Annotated in this window: 8 protein-coding genes; 6 read left to right on the forward strand and 2 right to left on the reverse strand. The window is 51.7% G+C overall.

What is annotated here, in order from left to right; all coding sequences use genetic code 11:
• Positions 1–2 precede the first annotated feature (2 nt).
• The 6 genes from AC1DWN_RS00485 to AC1DWN_RS00510 all read left to right on the forward strand — a co-directional run bounded on the left by AC1DWN_RS00485 (position 3) and on the right by AC1DWN_RS00510 (position 11,335).
• Entirely contained in the window at positions 3–2,342 is a 2,340-nt protein-coding gene (locus AC1DWN_RS00485; protein WP_477556985.1) for a hypothetical protein, read from the forward strand.
• A 53-nt stretch (positions 2,343–2,395) separates the two neighbouring features.
• Entirely contained in the window at positions 2,396–4,861 is a 2,466-nt protein-coding gene (locus tag AC1DWN_RS00490; RefSeq protein WP_477556986.1) for a GH116 family glycosyl-hydrolase, read from the forward strand.
• 19 nt (positions 4,862–4,880) lie between these two features.
• A complete protein-coding gene (locus AC1DWN_RS00495) occupies positions 4,881–6,905 on the forward strand; it encodes an alpha-galactosidase (RefSeq protein ID WP_477556987.1) in 2,025 nt (674 codons plus the stop codon).
• A 34-nt stretch (positions 6,906–6,939) separates the two neighbouring features.
• A complete protein-coding gene (locus AC1DWN_RS00500; RefSeq protein ID WP_477556988.1) occupies positions 6,940–8,022 on the forward strand; it encodes a glycoside hydrolase family 172 protein in 1,083 nt (360 codons plus the stop codon).
• Positions 8,023–8,127: 105 nt separating this feature from the next.
• Positions 8,128–10,194: an alpha-amylase family protein gene (locus AC1DWN_RS00505; protein WP_477556989.1), complete on the forward strand. Its 2,067-nt coding sequence runs from the start codon at positions 8,128–8,130 to the stop codon at positions 10,192–10,194.
• A 514-nt stretch (positions 10,195–10,708) separates the two neighbouring features.
• Positions 10,709–11,335 (forward strand): hypothetical protein, encoded by a 627-nt coding sequence (locus tag AC1DWN_RS00510; protein WP_477556990.1) that lies wholly within the window; start codon positions 10,709–10,711, stop codon positions 11,333–11,335.
• 219 nt (positions 11,336–11,554) lie between these two features.
• Here the strand turns inward: AC1DWN_RS00510 and AC1DWN_RS00515 are convergent, their stop codons facing one another.
• Complete coding sequence (locus AC1DWN_RS00515; RefSeq protein ID WP_477556991.1) at positions 11,555–14,506, reverse strand: DEAD/DEAH box helicase; 2,952 nt, start codon at positions 14,504–14,506, stop codon at positions 11,555–11,557.
• The gene (locus AC1DWN_RS00520) at positions 14,503–16,149 is read right to left on the reverse strand and encodes an SWIM zinc finger family protein (protein WP_477556992.1); all 1,647 of its coding nucleotides are present in this window, start codon (positions 16,147–16,149) and stop codon (positions 14,503–14,505) included. The genes AC1DWN_RS00515 and AC1DWN_RS00520 overlap by 4 nt, the downstream gene beginning before the upstream one ends.
• Positions 16,150–16,399: the final 250 nt, after the last annotated feature.

Here is a 16,399-nt window from a genome sequence, read left to right on the forward strand (position 1 = left end):
ACATGATTATAATTTCAGGACCAAATATCGAAACAGGCAACTGGACCCAAGACGAGATAGCGATCGCGGCTTACGCTGCGGAGGAGTTGCTTCGCTTGCTAAAGGCAGGGGTTATCGAAGGGATTGAAAGGGAACATTCACTGTCCTCACTCCCGGATCGGGAGAGCGGACGGATCGAACTCGTCCTTGAGCCTACCCTGGCACACGAGGAAATGGAGATCAAAGCGGAACGACGCATGGCGACAATCGCGTGCGGAAGCCCGGCCACCTTGCTTCATGCCGTGTACACGTTTTGCGAAAAGCTGGACTATGTATTTGAAATGTCTGGGGAGCGCGTACCGCAGCGTCGGGAAGTGCTGGATATCCCCCTTCTAAATATTCGCCACACCCCAACGATTCGGGAACGCGGCATCCGCATGCACTTAAACTTCGTGCAGGACCAGTCCTTTTTTTCGGAGGATGAGTTCGCCGCCTTTATCGACAACATGGCGCGGCAGAAATGGAACTACGTTTGCTTTCACATGTACACTCCACAGCAATGGTTTCCTTTCGAGTACGAAGGCATTCGGCCGCTTGAGCATTCGCTCGGCAACCTGAACCGTAAACCGATCGATCCTGCTATGACGGGGCGCGACAAAGTACAGGTTCAGGATCACTGGTTTCCGCGTGAGCTGGAACCGATTCGTGATCCGGAGGAACTGTTAACCGCGATGTACGAGCGGTATTGCCGGATGATGCGACGCAGTCGTGAGCGTGGCATCCGCAATTGCGTATCTTTTGAGCCCGAATCCGTGCCGATCGAGTTGATGGAACAACTGGAACGCCGGGCGGCAGACACAGTCGAAGCTGGGCAGACGTCAGGAGGTGTCGAGCGGGACGACAATTTGGTTGACGATTGGCAGGAAGGCTGGTCGGGCGTCAAGCTGGCGCAATCCAACTTGCGCCATCCGCTCATGAGCAGCATTGCTGTTGCGCGTTGTCTGCAATGCATCGATGCGTTCGAGGATTTGGACGATCTGCAGCTTATTTCTCGCGAAGGGACCGCTTGGCGTCCCGGCGAAGGAGAATCTTACGAGGCGGAAATCGCTCGACTAACGGCGAAATTCAGTTTGCCGCTTGAGGTGTTCGACCTCGCGGCGCTGGGCGAAGTTGTACAGCCGGACGAAGGACCGGAGATGAATCCGAAAGCACATCCTTATTGGACAGTGTTGCCTGGCAGCGATTACTATCCGACGGTAATCGGTTCGTTGAGGTACGTGGAATTCGCACTCGAGGTGCTCGCCGATCCGGCCGTACGGGAAAAGCTGGAGCGGAGGGGAATAGCAGCGACGATTGCCTTATACAATCCAAACCCGCGCAGCGTTGAGCTGATGATGGCAGTTGTCTCACAAATGCTGCCCGCTGGCATGCGGTTTCACTGCATCGCCGATTACGGCGCGAGCAGCATCGCGGAGCAAATGCCGAACTGGCAGCCGCTCAAGGACCATGGCATCCAGCCGGGTGTTATCTCTTGGCTGGAGTTCGATGGTACGATGATGCTCGCTCAGGATTGGGGAGAGTCGCTGCGCCTCAACGTGGAAGCCGCGGTGCAGCTCGGTGCGGATACGATTTACTTCAACCATTGGCGCGTTCGTTCACTCGAGCATAACACTGCTATCGCAGCAGCCTGTTGTTGGGATCTAGACGGCGCGGAGTCTTTCGAGCGCGATTATTTCCGCAGATTATTCGGAACAGGGAATACGATTGCAGATGCGGCCCACGAGGCCTACCGGCTTTTAGAGCAAGCGACTCTGTACAGCAAGCAGCACAACTATAACATCGGATTCACCTCCGATTGGGTGTTCAACTACGCTACGGATGCGCCAGGCTATAGCTGGCGGGTACTCGCACAGTCCGCGATGAACTTCCGCGAGGCTGCGGATGCGTTTGAGACGCTTCATGAATCAGCGTCCCGCGAGACTGTGGGTGCCGATGTTGCTCAGGCTGCATACATGAGGGACTTGTGCTTGATTAGCGCCGTGCATATCGAGGCGGTGAACCGACTGCAACGCGCGAAGTTACCGCTGTTTGGCTATAAGGCATGGCCTGCCGACGCAGCGCATGCCGCCTGGCCCGCACCGGATCAGTTACTTGCGCTGTTGGCCGAAGCAGAAGAGGCTCTTAGGTTGGAGCAACAATATATGGAAACTTACGCACCTTGGGTACAATCTTGCGATGAGCAGGGGCAGTTGGTTATGCACCATCAGGGTGTCATTGAGCCGCTGACTGAATTTGTACGCCAACTGCGCAGCAAATATGAGGAAGAGCACCTTTTCGAACAATCACTGGCTGGAAGGCCTTAATAGTTATAGTACACGTGGCATTTAAATAAACGATGGGAAATGGAGGAGTCATAATGCGTTTTACGAAAGAACAGTTAGCTGGAGATAAAAAGCCGCGTGAATATCCACGCGAAGCGCGGGAGGCTGCGTTTCTGCTTGGAGGTATCGGCACAGGCAACGTTTCGCTCGGCAGCCGGGGCGATCTGCGGGATTGGGAAATATTCAATCGGCCGGGCAAGGGCAATGTACTTCCGAATTCGTATTTTGTCATTTGGACGAAGCCCGAGGGCGGTGAGCCGCTGGCGAAAGTACTGGAATCGAAGCTGCTGCCGCCTCACGGTCGAGCTAACGGCTATGCGCCGGAAACGGGAGCAGGACTTCCGCGGCTCGATGCTTCGCAGTTGATCGGCGAATATCCGCTGGCGAAAGTACAGTTTCAAGATGCTGAATTGCCTCTTGAGGTTGAGCTGGAAGCTTTCACACCATTTCTGCCGTTAAATGATCGGGAATCCAGTATTCCGGGTGCTTATCTCACTTACCGGGTGCGCAATCCGCTTGCCGTTCCCGTCGAAATAACACTCGCTGGATCACTCTGCAATCCATCGGGCATCAAATATGATGGTTATGGCTCTGTCAATTATGATGAGGCAGGGGGCCATCTGAACGAACTTCGGGAATCGGACTATGGAAAAGGTCTATTTCTGCATTCGAAAAAATTTGCGCCAGAGGAGCTGTCATATGGCGATATGACGATGCTGGCCGAAACCGTGGAGGGAGACCTCATTACTTCCAAACCAGCTTGGTACAGGGGAGGATGGTTCGACTTCTTGCAGGAGTTTTGGGACGATTTCAAGAAGGACGGACTGTTGAATGATTTGAAATATGATACGCCATACAGAGACGGCCATGCAAGCACGGGTACGATCGGTATTCGTACGACGCTGGCACCGGGGGAATCGCGTGATTTCCGCTTTGTACTTGCGTGGCATTTTCCGAATCGGATCAATGGATGGAATGAAAATATCCGCGTGAAGGTGCCCGGTCGGGAGACGATACGCAATTATTACGCGACATTATTCTCCAGCTCATGGGAGGCCGCTTCCTATATGGCGGAACATCGCGAGAGACTTGAGCGAGTGACGCGAACCTTCCATGACACTTTGTATTCAACGACGATTCCGCGTTATGCGCTTGATGTCATCTCTGCGAACTTAACGACGATCCGCAGCCAGACCTGCTTCCGTCTGGAGGACGGGCGGTTTCTTGCCTACGAGGGCTGCTTAGACAACGTCGGCAGCTGCGAGGGCAATTGCACGCACGTGTGGAATTATAGCCAAGCGATGGCATTCCTGTTCCCGAATCTGGAACGGAGCATGCGGCGCACGGAGCTTCTTGATGAGACGAATGCCGAAGGTCAGATGAGTTTTCGCGCATACTCGATGTTCGAACATAAATGGCGCTGGTTCGATGATACCGACGCACCGCCTGCGGTGGATGGCCAGCTCGGCTCGGTGCTGCGCCTCTACCGGGAATGGCAGCTTGGCGCCGATGACGAGTGGCTTCGTCAATTATGGGAGCCGGCCAAACGTTGTCTCTCCTTCGCAGCGGCCAACTGGGATCCAGACGGCGACGGCTTGCTCGAAGCAAAACAACACAACACGTACGATATCGAATTTTATGGTCCCAATCCGTTGACTGGCTTTATCTATATCGCCGCGCTTCGCGCCGCCACCCGCATAGCCGACCACCTCGGGGAAACGAAGCTGGCACGCGAATACGAGGCAACTGCCGCGAAGAGCTCGACGCTTCTGGACACGACTTTGTGGAACGGGGAATATTACGAGCAGCGGCTAGATGATGTAAATGCGCACAAATATCAGCATGGTGCCGGATGTCTGTCCGACCAGGTATTTGGGCAGCAGCTGGCTCATGTATACGGGCTCGGTTATTTGGCGCCAAAAGAACATATTCAGTCCGCGGTGGCCGCGATTTATAAACACAACTACAAGCACAATTTCGAAGATGTGACGAATTGCCAGCGCACTTACGTTCTGAACGATGAGAGCGGGTTAGTTTTGTGTTCTTGGCCCAAAGGCGGCCGACCGAACTTCCCTTTCATTTATTCGGACGAGGTTTGGACGGGCATCGAATATCATGTTGCGACGCATTTGATTTATGAGGGCTTTATCGAGGAAGGGCTTACTATCGTGCGCACCGTATGGGAGCGTCAGGACGGTTACCGCCGCAATCCGTGGAACGATATCGAGTGCGGGCATCACTACGCTCGCGGATTGTCGAGCTGGGGGCTGCTGCTGGCGTTCAGCGGATTCCATTTCGATATGCCGGCCCGCCGTATGTCCTTCGCCCCGCCAGCGCCGGAAGGTGAGGAGTTCCGCACGTTCTGGAGCACCGGAACGGCGTGGGGCACGTATCGTCAATTCCGTAAAGACACTGGGGAGTGGGAGCCGGAAGTCGAAGTGCTCGAGGGCGACTTGACGGGCGTGACGGTATCGGCATGTGGAAAAGAGTGGGTGTTATAACTAAGGAGGTGCGGACGGCATGCTTATAAGTGAAATGTATCGGAAGTCGACCGACTTTCATGTGGAAGTAGATGGAAAACTTCTAAATCCGCACATGGTGGTTCTTCAAGAAGCCGGATCGAAACGATCGGAGGAAGCGGCAGAAGTTGTTAGCAACGATACGGATTGGATCTACGTCCCTTCTGGTGAAGGCGGCAGCGATTCTGGTACGCATCTGACGATTTCGGTCCGTAGTCGGATCTATGAGAACGGGTCATTAGTCGAACGATGGATCGAGATTGTGAATGATGGCGACCGTCCAGCAAGGATCGGGCGGATCGACCCGTGCATGCTAGAATTTCCGTCCGGCGGGGATTTGATGTATTACAAATCAGAATGGTGCAAGGAGTTCGAACCGGTTCATGAGCCGTTAATCGAAACGAAAACGCTGGAAACGCGTAAAGGGCGTTCTTCCGGTGATCTTCATCCCTGGTTTGCTTGGTCTGACCGCAATGGCCAGGTAGTAACGGCTTCGGTCCTCTGGTCGGGCAATTGGATTTTCCGCTTCGAGCGCCAGAAGGAAGGCATCTTCCGGGTGAGCGGTGGCATGAGCGATTGGGAATTTCATACGGACCTTCAGCCGGGTGCAACGTTCGTCTCTCCTTCGGTAGCGGTCGCTTTTGGCGAGGACGGCAGTCTGAATGGCAATGCGCAGGCGTTTGCCCGTGTCGGTCGGGAATTCTGGTACCCCGGCCGTTCGCTCGACTGGCAACTGCCAGTCGAATGGAACACCTGGTGGAGCTACGAGGATAAAGCAATTAATGAGGAGACATTTCGTCGAAATGTTGACCGGGCTGCGGAGTTAGGAATGGAAGTTTGCACGCTCGATGCTGGCTGGTTCGGGCCTTCGGAGATTGACGCTGGTTGGGGAGATTACCGGGGAGATTGGCATATGGTCAATGCGCTTCGGTTTCCAAGCGGTTTGCGGTCGTTATCGGACTACACGCACAGCAAAGGGTTGAAGTTCGGCATCTGGTGCGAAATCGAAGCGTTCGGTAAAAAATCGGTTACAGCAGTGGAATATCCTCAGTATGAAGCATTACGGGAAGGCGAACGGTTGGGCTATGCCTGCTTCGGCAGCCCTGAGGTACGGGAATGGGCTTATAGCGTACTGCGCCACCTCATTACCGATTATTGCGCCGATTGGATCAAGATCGACTTCAATCTCGATCCCGGAGCGGGCTGCAACCGGACGGATCACGGACATGGTGACGGCGACGGCTTGCACCAGCATTACATCGGCCTGTACGAAGTGTTTGACCGGATCCGCGCGGAATTTCCCGAAGTACTGCTCGAAAGCTGCTCGTCCGGCGGGCTGCGCATCGACCTCGGCATTTTGCAGCACGTCCACGCGGCGTTTCTGAGCGATCCTGATTGGCCGGAGCACAGTCTCCAGGTGTTCTGGGGTGCTTCTGAGATGCTTCCGCCGGATGCGTGCCTGCATTTCAGTTATTCGGATTGGGTGGGCGATCATCCGTCGCAGCGGTTTAAGCCCGATGATCCGAGCCTGACGCCGGGGCGTCTCGACTACTTCATCCGGACGGGGATGCTGGGCGCATTTGGTATATCCCAGCGGCTTCCAATATTGCCGGATTGGGTGGCCGAGCGCTTTCAGGCGCATGCAGCTCTTTACCGGGAGACAATCAAGCGGTTCGTGCGCGAAGCGGACGTTTATCGGTTGACGGAACAGCCCCTTCGAGACGGACTGGGCGATCGATGGGCGGCCTTCCAGTATGCGATGCCGGACCGCAGTGAAATGCTGCTGTTCGTCTTCCGGCTTGACGGAGGGGAGGCGGAGCGGACGATCCGGCTGGAAGGGCTGGAATCCGACGCGTTCTATGCTCTAGAGGAGATCGGCGGAGCCGGGGACGGAGGGGAAGCGGCGTTTAACCCCGTTTGGACCGGTCGCAGGCTGATGTCGGAAGGGCTGACGTTCGGACATTTGCCGGAGGAAAACTCGTCGCTCATCTACATTCGAAGAAAAGATTGTGCGCTGGAAACGTGATAGGTTACAAAATACAGGTAAAGGAGACAAACATATGATGCAACAATGGGGAATGGGGCTCGGCGGCGTAAGCCGAGTCACCTCGGCACAGACACGCTCTATCAGCGCGGAAAACCCGACTGGGGCTCCGGGACAAGGCGGCAGAGCTACTGAAGGCACGGGCAAAGGCCCTTCCACAGATCTCGGCATTGGCTGGAAAGTGTCTCCTTCCGTTGTCATTCCGGCCGGCACGACGTTCACGCTGGCGGAGATCGAGGGACCGGGTGTGATCCAACATATCTGGATGACGTGCGGGCCTGAGGTTTGGCGATCGTTTCTGTTCCGGGTCTACTGGGATGACGAGGTGACTCCGTCTATAGAAGTGCCTATCGGCGACTTTTTCTGCAATGGCTGGACGGAGGGCTGCAAAGTCAATTCGCTGCCGATCGCGGTCAACCCGGCCGGAGGCTTTAACTCGTATTGGGAGATGCCATTCCGTGGCTCGGCGCGAATCACGATGGAAAACACGTCGCATGAAGACGCAGTGCTTTTCTATCAATTTACGTACAGTCTCACCGAGGTACCGGAAGACGCGGGGTATTTGCATGCGGCATTTCGACGCAGCAACCCGCTGCAGAAAAAAGAGGTGCACACGCTCATCGACGGCATCGAAGGGTCCGGTCATTACGTCGGTACTTATATTGCCTGGGGAGTCAACAACAACAATTGGTGGGGCGAGGGTGAGATTAAGTTTTACATGGACGACGACACCGATTTCCCGACGATATGCGGGACCGGTACGGAGGATTATTTCGGTGGAGCGTGGAACTTCGAAGAGCCACGAGGCCAATACGGCAGCTATTCGACGCCATTCCTCGGCATGCCGCAGGTGATCCGGCCAGACGGCTTGTATAAGAGCCAACAGAGGTTCGGAATGTATAGGTGGCACATCATGGATCCGATCCGCTTCAGCAAGCGGCTGCGCGTGACCATCCAGGCGCTCGGTTGGAGTAATCCTCCCGGTCGGCGTTATCTGCCGCTGCAGGATGACATTTCTTCGACGACATTCTGGTATCAATTGGAGCCGCATGTGACTTTCCAGTCGCTGCCTGCGCCTGAAGATTTGGCGGTAACTTGAAGACTAAGCGATCAAAGTGAGGCGGACAGGCTATGCCTGCCGCCTTGCATTTTTTGAAATATAGGAAAATATTAGTTACACCCTCGAAAGGAGTTTGATCCACCAATGGAAGCATTACAGCATACCATCAATCGCAAAATCCATCTCGATTTTCATACGCCTCACTGGGTGCAGCAGGTGGGACAACATTTCGACCCGGAAGCGCTCGTCGCCGTCTGGCAGAAGGCGCGCGTCAACGCAGTTACAGCCGTGTTCGGCTATTGCGCTTGCGGCAATGCTTACTACGACAGCCCGGCAGGGCAGGTTCACCCGGGGCTGGAACAAGATTTGCTCGGTCTGCTGCTCCCAGCGGCCAAGCGCGCTGAAATTGCTATTTACGTCCATTTTTCCATCGGTATTCATGATCGCGCGGTGCTTGAGCATCCCGAGTGGGCGATGAAGCGCAAGGACGGGAGTCTTTACGACACGCGCGAAGGTCAGGAATGGGGCTGGCCATGCCTGAACAGCCCATTCGTGGAGGAGTGGTTTTGGCCGCAGTTACGGGACTTTGTTCCACGTTATCCTGATGTGGTCGGCATCTTCCTAGATATGGTTATGTTTCCGACGGACACTTGCTACTGTACTTACTGCCGCGAGAAAGCGGCGGCGGCCGGACTGGACATTAATCGCACGGAACATATGCAGCGCTTCGAACAGCTCACGCTCGAACGGTTCATGGCGGAGACGAGACGGATTATCCGCGAGCTGAACCCGGATATGGAGTTCACTTGTAACAATCAATGGTTCATTGGAGGCGCGCGTAGCGAATCGCTCGATTTCGTCGAGTTGGAAGCACCTGTTAGCTGGAACTCCTATCATTATCCTGTCATGGCACGCTATATCCGTACGTTGCCGGTACCTTCCGGCGGCATGACGACTCGGTTTCCCCACAACTGGGGCTATTTCGGCAGTTTGAACAATGAAACGCAGTTGAAATTCGAATGCGCGACCATTTTGTCCACGCTCGGCTCCTGTTGCATTGGCGACCAACTGCATCCGTCCGGTCGGCCGGACGAGGGCGTATATGAGTTGATCGGCGAAGCTTATCGTTTCGTGGAGGAACGGGAAGAATGGGCTTTGAATGCGCGCAGCGTGCCATATATCGCTGTCCTTGCCGATCTGCAGCGTAATGCCGAGGTCCGGGCCGCCGGCCCGGACTATTACGATCATCAGACGACGGATTCGCTGTATGGTTCCGGTCTCGCACTGCTCGAGGACAGCCGCCATTTCGACGTCATCGACGAACTAAGTGATATTGCACCCTATAAATTGCTATGGCTGGCTGAGAATCGGACGTTGGATGCCAAGCTCGCGCCGCAGATCGAGGCGTTCGTTCGGGAGGGCGGCAAGCTGCTGGTTACCGGCAGTGGATTATGGAGCCGTCCGGAATGGCGGCCTTATTTGGAACGCTGGGCAAATGTTGAAATGGAGGGCTTCAAAGCTGAAGGAGGCGCTTATTTCCGTCCGATGCAGAAGTTCTTCAGGAACGTACCGGAAGTTCCTTTTATATTCAAGGATCGGGTTCCGCTTTGGAAGATGGGGGACAATGCCCAAATGGCGGCGCGTCTTGTACAGTCTTATGAGGAAGTTGATCTAAATCGGCGGTTCGGCCACTTTCATGCGCCGGCTGGCGAAGATACGGAGTATCCGGCAGTTGTTATGAACGAATACGGCAAAGGGAAGATCGCCGTTTTCGCGGCCCCGCTCGGACAGGAATATTTCCGCATCGGCAGCCGACATTTGCGCCTGATGGTCACGAACGCGTTAGATTGGTTGATTGTTCCTTCCGAGCGTCTTGTGGAGGTCGACGCGGCCAGTCCGTCGGTGGAAATTTCACTGATGGAGCAGCGGGCGCCGGGCGGAGGGCGTTGCTGGGTGCTGCATCTGGTGCAATACGGCGCCAAACGGCATACCGGTCATACGGTCATTGAAGAGCTGCCGGTGAGGCGAGATATTCCCGTTCGGATTCGAGTTCCCCAAAAGCCTGCCCGTGTTTATTTGGCCCCAGAACGACGGCCAGTGGAGTGGCATCTGGAGGAAGGGGTGCTCCACGCCATCATCCCCGAACTGCACATTCATCAAATGCTTGTGGCTGAGTGGGAAGGCAACGAGGGATGCGGAGGATCCAATTAAATAGAGCCAGGAATAGAGTGACTAATATGAGGTTTCACCCAAGGAAAGTAAAGAAAAAGAACCGCACTTGAAGGCTGCACAATATGTATTTTGTATGAATTGTTTTTAAACTGTATCCCTTGTTGATTCCGTAAGGCAGCAACAAGGGATATGTCATTCAGGTGCTTCCGTTTTAGCGGCGTGGGTGTGCTAGCGCTGCCTCGTCTCCGCCAGAGGCTAGTTGATGAAGACTGTTAGACCGACCCGAAGGGAGTCGGTGACAGGGAATACCTTCGGTGGCATCGGTCGACCACTAGTGATTTCGTATAGCTTTTCCACTCCACAGTGACTCCGTTATTTTCTTCGATATAATCGCCAACCGATACTGCATGTTGTTAGGAATGGCTGGCGAAACTTGTTCTTCCAATTAGACGACATCATTCTGCCCTCCCTATTTATTTCATTAAAAGGTATACTCGTTATTACTACTTAATAGCGAATTAATATGAAGCTGATGACTGTGGAGGAATGACCCTTGCAACTATTTAAGATGAAATCAGATCTTAGCGGGCAGGACGGAATGACGGAATTTCTGAGGGATAATTTTGTTGCAATTGGCTATCCGGATATCGGAGATTTAGAGTATATAAGCAAGGATGAGCTTAAGGATCGTTTAACTCAAGTTTACAAGTATGAGGGGAAAGAAATGGCTAATCGATTGGAAGAGTTGAGCACCTTCGTACATGTGATGCAGGACGGCGATTATCTGTTAGTTGAACAGGAAGAGTGGGTTCATCTCGGAGACCTTGGCGACTATTATTACATCGACCAATTCGACAATGCAGATAACTTCATGTGCCATCGGCGAGGTGTAACATGGTTAAAGAGTGTTATGCGACTGGAACTAGTGAAGGAGCTGCAGCTATTTTTGGATGAACCAGGAGCAATTGCGAGGTTTAAGCGTCCTGTGTCTAAAGAAGAATTGGAACATTGGATTTCTAAACCGAAGGAGATTGCACTAGAGACGGAGACTGGTACTCCAATAACGGTAGACAGCAAGACGATTGAGCAAGCACTAGAAATTTTGAGAGAAGCTATGGGAAGCGCGGACTCCGACCGAAGAGAGCGGGCGGCTATAGCTATTTTGCAATTTGCCAAATGATGAACTGTGACCTACAAGAAGGACACTTTGAAAAAAAGTACCCTCTTGTGGGTCACAGTTCAATGATCCACTTAGCGGCTTCTTTTTCACCATTAAGATCATACAATCAGGTACAATTTATTTTTATGATCCAACCTCGCTATATAAAATAAACCCCCGACCGCTGTCAGCCGAGGGTTTATTTTTGCTACGTCATCGTATTCAAGCTGAGTACCGTAACTAGCCACTCCAATCACTCCGCAAAGTAAACAGGTCCTTCAGCGCATCCGTAGATAGCTCAGTTATCCAGCCCTCAGAGCTGGAGATGACATTGTCGCTAAGCTGCTGTTTATTCTCCAGCATCTCATCTATGCGTTCTTCGAGTGTACCCATCGAAATGAACTTGTGCACCTGCACGTCGCGGGTTTGACCAATACGGTAGGCGCGGTCGGTAGCTTGGTTCTCAACAGCTGGATTCCACCAACGGTCGAAGTGAAACACATGGTTGGCAGCTGTTAAGTTCAGACCGACACCGCCTGCTTTTATCGATAAAATGAACACATTGGGCTGCTCATCAGGCGGCAATGTTTGGGATTGGAATTTATCAATCATCACATCACGTGCTGACTTGGATATGCTCCCATTCAAGTAAAGAACGGGCTCCTGCAGCTCCTGCTGGAGCACAAGCTGCAAGAGCTGACCCATCCCAATATACTGCGTGAAGATCAGGCAACGTTCGCCTTCCTCCCGCAGCTCCTTGACCATTGCAAGCAGACGCTCAAGCTTGGAAGAACGATTGATTAGCGTTTCTATATCCACTTCACCTTCAGCGGTAGAGACACGATCCGGAATAGGCTCCTTCGTTAAGAGCATTGGATGATCGCAAAGCTGCTTGAGATGAGTAAGCGCGGCAAGAATAGCGCCTTTCCGCTCAATCCCTTCAAGCTTTTGCATGCGCTCCATAAGCTGATTGACCGTTTGGTCGTAAAGAGCACTTTGCTCGGCTGTAAGATGTATATAGGTTTTCATTTCATTTTTATCCGGCAAATCAAGCTGAATAGCAGGATCCTTCTTCTTGCGACGAAGCATAAATGGCTTGACCAGCTTCTGAAGATCAGCCGTACGCTCCTCGTTGTGCTCCAATTCAATGGCTTTGGTGAACCGCTGATTAAAGCCATGCGCACTGCCCAGGAATCCAGGATTGATGAAATCGAAAATCGACCAAAGTTCAGACAGACGATTCTCGATCGGTGTTCCAGTAAGCGCGATACGATGCTTCGCAGAGAAGCTTCGCACGGCTGAAGACTGCTTGGTTTGGGCATTTTTAATATTTTGAGCTTCGTCCAAGCAAATGGAAGACCACATGTAATCCCCGATCAGCGCCTGATCCAGAGCTGCTACAGAATAGGAGGTCAGGACAACATCTGCTTGACTAGCCTCTTCATAAAAGGTCTCGTCGCTAAGACGCTTGCTTCCGTAGTGGAGCATGATATTAAGCGATGGAGCAAAACGATTGATTTCCTTTTGCCAGTTGCCGAGCACCGAAGTCGGGCAAATAATAAGAGAAGGCGGCTGGGTTACTTTATCGGCTGCAGCAGATTCCTTAAGCTGTAACAAATAAGCAATAAGCTGTACGGTTTTGCCAAGTCCCATATCATCCGCTAGGCATGCGCCAAGTCCAAAGCGACGCAAAAAGACAAGCCATGCGTATCCGTCATGCTGATAAGTACGCAAATCCGCTTTCAACCCAGCAGGTACTGAAAGTGCTGGCATTTGTGACTGCTGGCTAAGCTGACTAATAAGTTGAAGCAGATGCTCATTCAGCTCGATCTCAAGCTTGATGCGCGCTGCGTCCTCAGGAGATTGCTCGGGCTCATCCTTTTGCGCATCATTTCCGCCCCCAAGCAAATGCAGCTGAAGCACATCTTGAAAGGACAAGCCTTGCGTACGATCTACACTAGCCATTGCCTTGCGAATTTGGGCCAGCAAGGAAGGATCAAGCGATATCCATTGCCCTCTGAAACGAACTAACCGTTCATTGCGAGCAACAAGCTCGGCAAATTCCGCCTCGGTAAGGTCTGTTTCGCCAATAGCTATGCGCCAATCAAAATCAATGATCGAATCCAGCCCGAACAGCGATTGGCTTGCGCCGCCTCCTGCCCCCGAGCTCACCTTGGCTCGAAGCCTTGGCTTCTTCCGACTTGCCGCTTCCCACCAAGCAGGCAGAAGAACCTGCCATCCGGCGTCCAGCAGACGAAGGCTGTCTGTCGTTAAGAATCGCCAAGCAGCTTCATCGGTCAATGGACTTTGAAGCACATCTTCCCTAGGACCTGCCAATCTTTCGGCAGGCAGACTTGAGCGCAGATGATTCAGCCAACCGGCAGAGCGTTCACGCACGAGTGCCGACCATGCGGCAGGAAAGGAGCCAAATGCTGCTCCGTCCTCACCGAGGCGTACATCTGCGAGCACTGCAGCGTCCTGCTTGTCCTGCAGAACAAGCTTAAGTCGCCAAGCTGCCTCTATTTCATCTGGCTCAAGCAGCTGCAGCAGCGGCCGGAAAGGCGCAACATCAGATTTCCAACCTATTGCAACTAGCCATGCTTGTGGATCTAAACCAGCCATATTTGCAGCAGCTTTCGCGAATAGCAGTGGATATTCTCTCCTTAAATCGGTAGAAGCCACTTCCGTTCCGTAATAGCGTACAAATACAGTGGCAGAAAATGCAGCCTTTAAGCCTTCTGTAAAGCGAGCATCACTGCTTGTTTCGGTTAATGATTGGAGCGTTTGCTCGTCTAAAGAGGCTTCATCCCAAGTCCATTTCAGCTTGCCTTGCTGAAAGGAGGAGAAGCTGGGTATATATTTTTTTTGATCAATACAACTAGTTAGTAAGGAAGCCTGCTCTATTATTTGCGAGGCATCGCCTTCCCATACCCATTCCAAATGACTTAGTAGTTTCGATTCTACGAAAAATGAAAGGACATGCTCGGCGGGCAGGATGACGAGCTCGACATCTTGAACCTGTTGTAGGGCAAGCTCAGTTCCGTAGAAAGAAGGCTCATGCCATGCAAACAGACAATGCTTTAATCTTATGCCAGATATGGTGCCATTCATTGATGTCGTTCCGTATAGAAGGGCGTCACCGTGTGTACTTAAGGTAACGTTGACAGTTATGGTTTCTGTATACATGCTCATGATATAAGCTTTCCTTTCCGCAACTCTTCTTGCAGCGCACGCAACCGACTATGGCGCAAGGTAAAAGCGTCGAAGAACAGCTCCCAAGTCGACTCTTTCCTCATTTTTTTATATATCTTCGCTAAACGTTTCAGCAATTTGACAGCTGCTTTGTAGCTATCCCTATTTTTTTGCAGCACATATCTCTCAACGGCTTGATGATAAAAGGGCAGCAGCACCTCAGGTGCATTTTTTTCTATAGGTGCAAATACAGTGGCGCGAAAATTTAAGGGCTCACCACCTGAGCTTAATTGGTAGTCCATCCATTGCTGCCATTTACCTCTAGCAAGCAGTTTATCTTCATAAATAGAATAAGAAGCAGGCAGCATTTGAATGAGCGCTTCCCACATTTGCTGTTCAGCTTCGGGAATATGTTCAATAACGATATCCCAAATACCGGTGTATTCATTCAAGCCATCTCGTCGGTACTCCATTAGGGGGATGAATACAACTAACCATTGGCTTAACCGCGGCCATTCCTCAGCGTCAACTAATTTGTAAAGGAAGCCTAATAAATGCTCAAGCTGTATTTTAAATCGATTGCTGAGGGTCTTCAAAAGTGTCCAAGCTTCTTGATCCTGTGATAAATAGAAATGCATCCAGCTCTGAGCTAACAGCCAGGGTGAGCGGTAAAGCTCGGTGCCTAACTCATCTTCGGCTGAGTGCAGGTGCTGTAACTCCTCTTCAAACATCTGCCCATCCGTTAAATAAGGAATAAGCCAATCTTTCCAGAGCTGGTCATAATGATTGAGGAAATAACTGCGCTCTTGGGTTTCGATCAGCATCTGTTTTCGCAAAAAGGTCAATGTTTCGAGGACGTACGGCCAATACTCGGAATCTCTAGTTATTTCAGACTTATTGGCGAAGATACGCTCGAACGAGCCTTGTAAATCTGATGCAGCAACATGCGTGTGGAACAGCATATAGGACCCATAATTGAAGCCAGAAATTTCAGCTTTCTGAGTGACCTGCTGAAGCACGTAGAGGTGAGCATGCAGTGAAAAAAGCTTATCCAATACAGGTGGGAGCGCAGGTTTGATTTTATGAATAGAATCCAAAGCTTCCTTCACGTATTGACTGTTTCGAGTGTTATTCTCTAATGAGGAGCTGCAAAGCTCAAACAACTCATGCCATTCTGGAATGCTCATAGTCGGTATTCGTTTTGCTTGCTCTTTTAATTTAGCTCGATTTTCTTTCTTTTTCTCTGCTATTTGAAGTGCTTGCTGGTAGGCTACATTTTGCGGCGTAGGTTTTTTTCTTATTTTGGGCAAGGCAAATGCTTCGGCGTCGATGAGCATAGCGACAGGCCTTTCTTGCAGATCGGCATAAGCGAGAAGAACGGCAAACATATGCTTGCAGGGACCGCCAACCGGACAATTACAATGACTCAGTGAAAAAAAGTCCAAATTCAGCTTTACGGAATAGCGATCGGTTCCATCAACGACAGCATGAACCAATCGAGGTCCAGGTAGGGTCATCTGCTTTACGCGGCCTTGTCTAAAATAAGGCGCTCCGCGATTTATCGTTTTTTGATCAAAATTGTCAGCTACATCTTGTATGAGCATATTCCATTGCATATCATCCATCGTATCGGTAGGGTTCATAAATATTTAGTCTCCTGAGAATGTAGTCCAATTATTATACCACTGAAACAGAAAAAGGTTGAGTAAATGAGGATGATGAATAACGTTACATGGAGGATATTGCAGGATGTTTTCGAATAGGTTGTGGTAGTTAAATCACATCCTATCTCAGCGCTAATTATCGAAGAAAAGGCGTGGATAAGCGGTTTTTCAATTATTTGAATATTCGCTATACTTAAATAGACCGATTGAGAGACATAAACTGGAGGGT

The sequence above is a fragment of the Paenibacillus sp. P4_A7 genome (genome assembly GCF_056402455.1).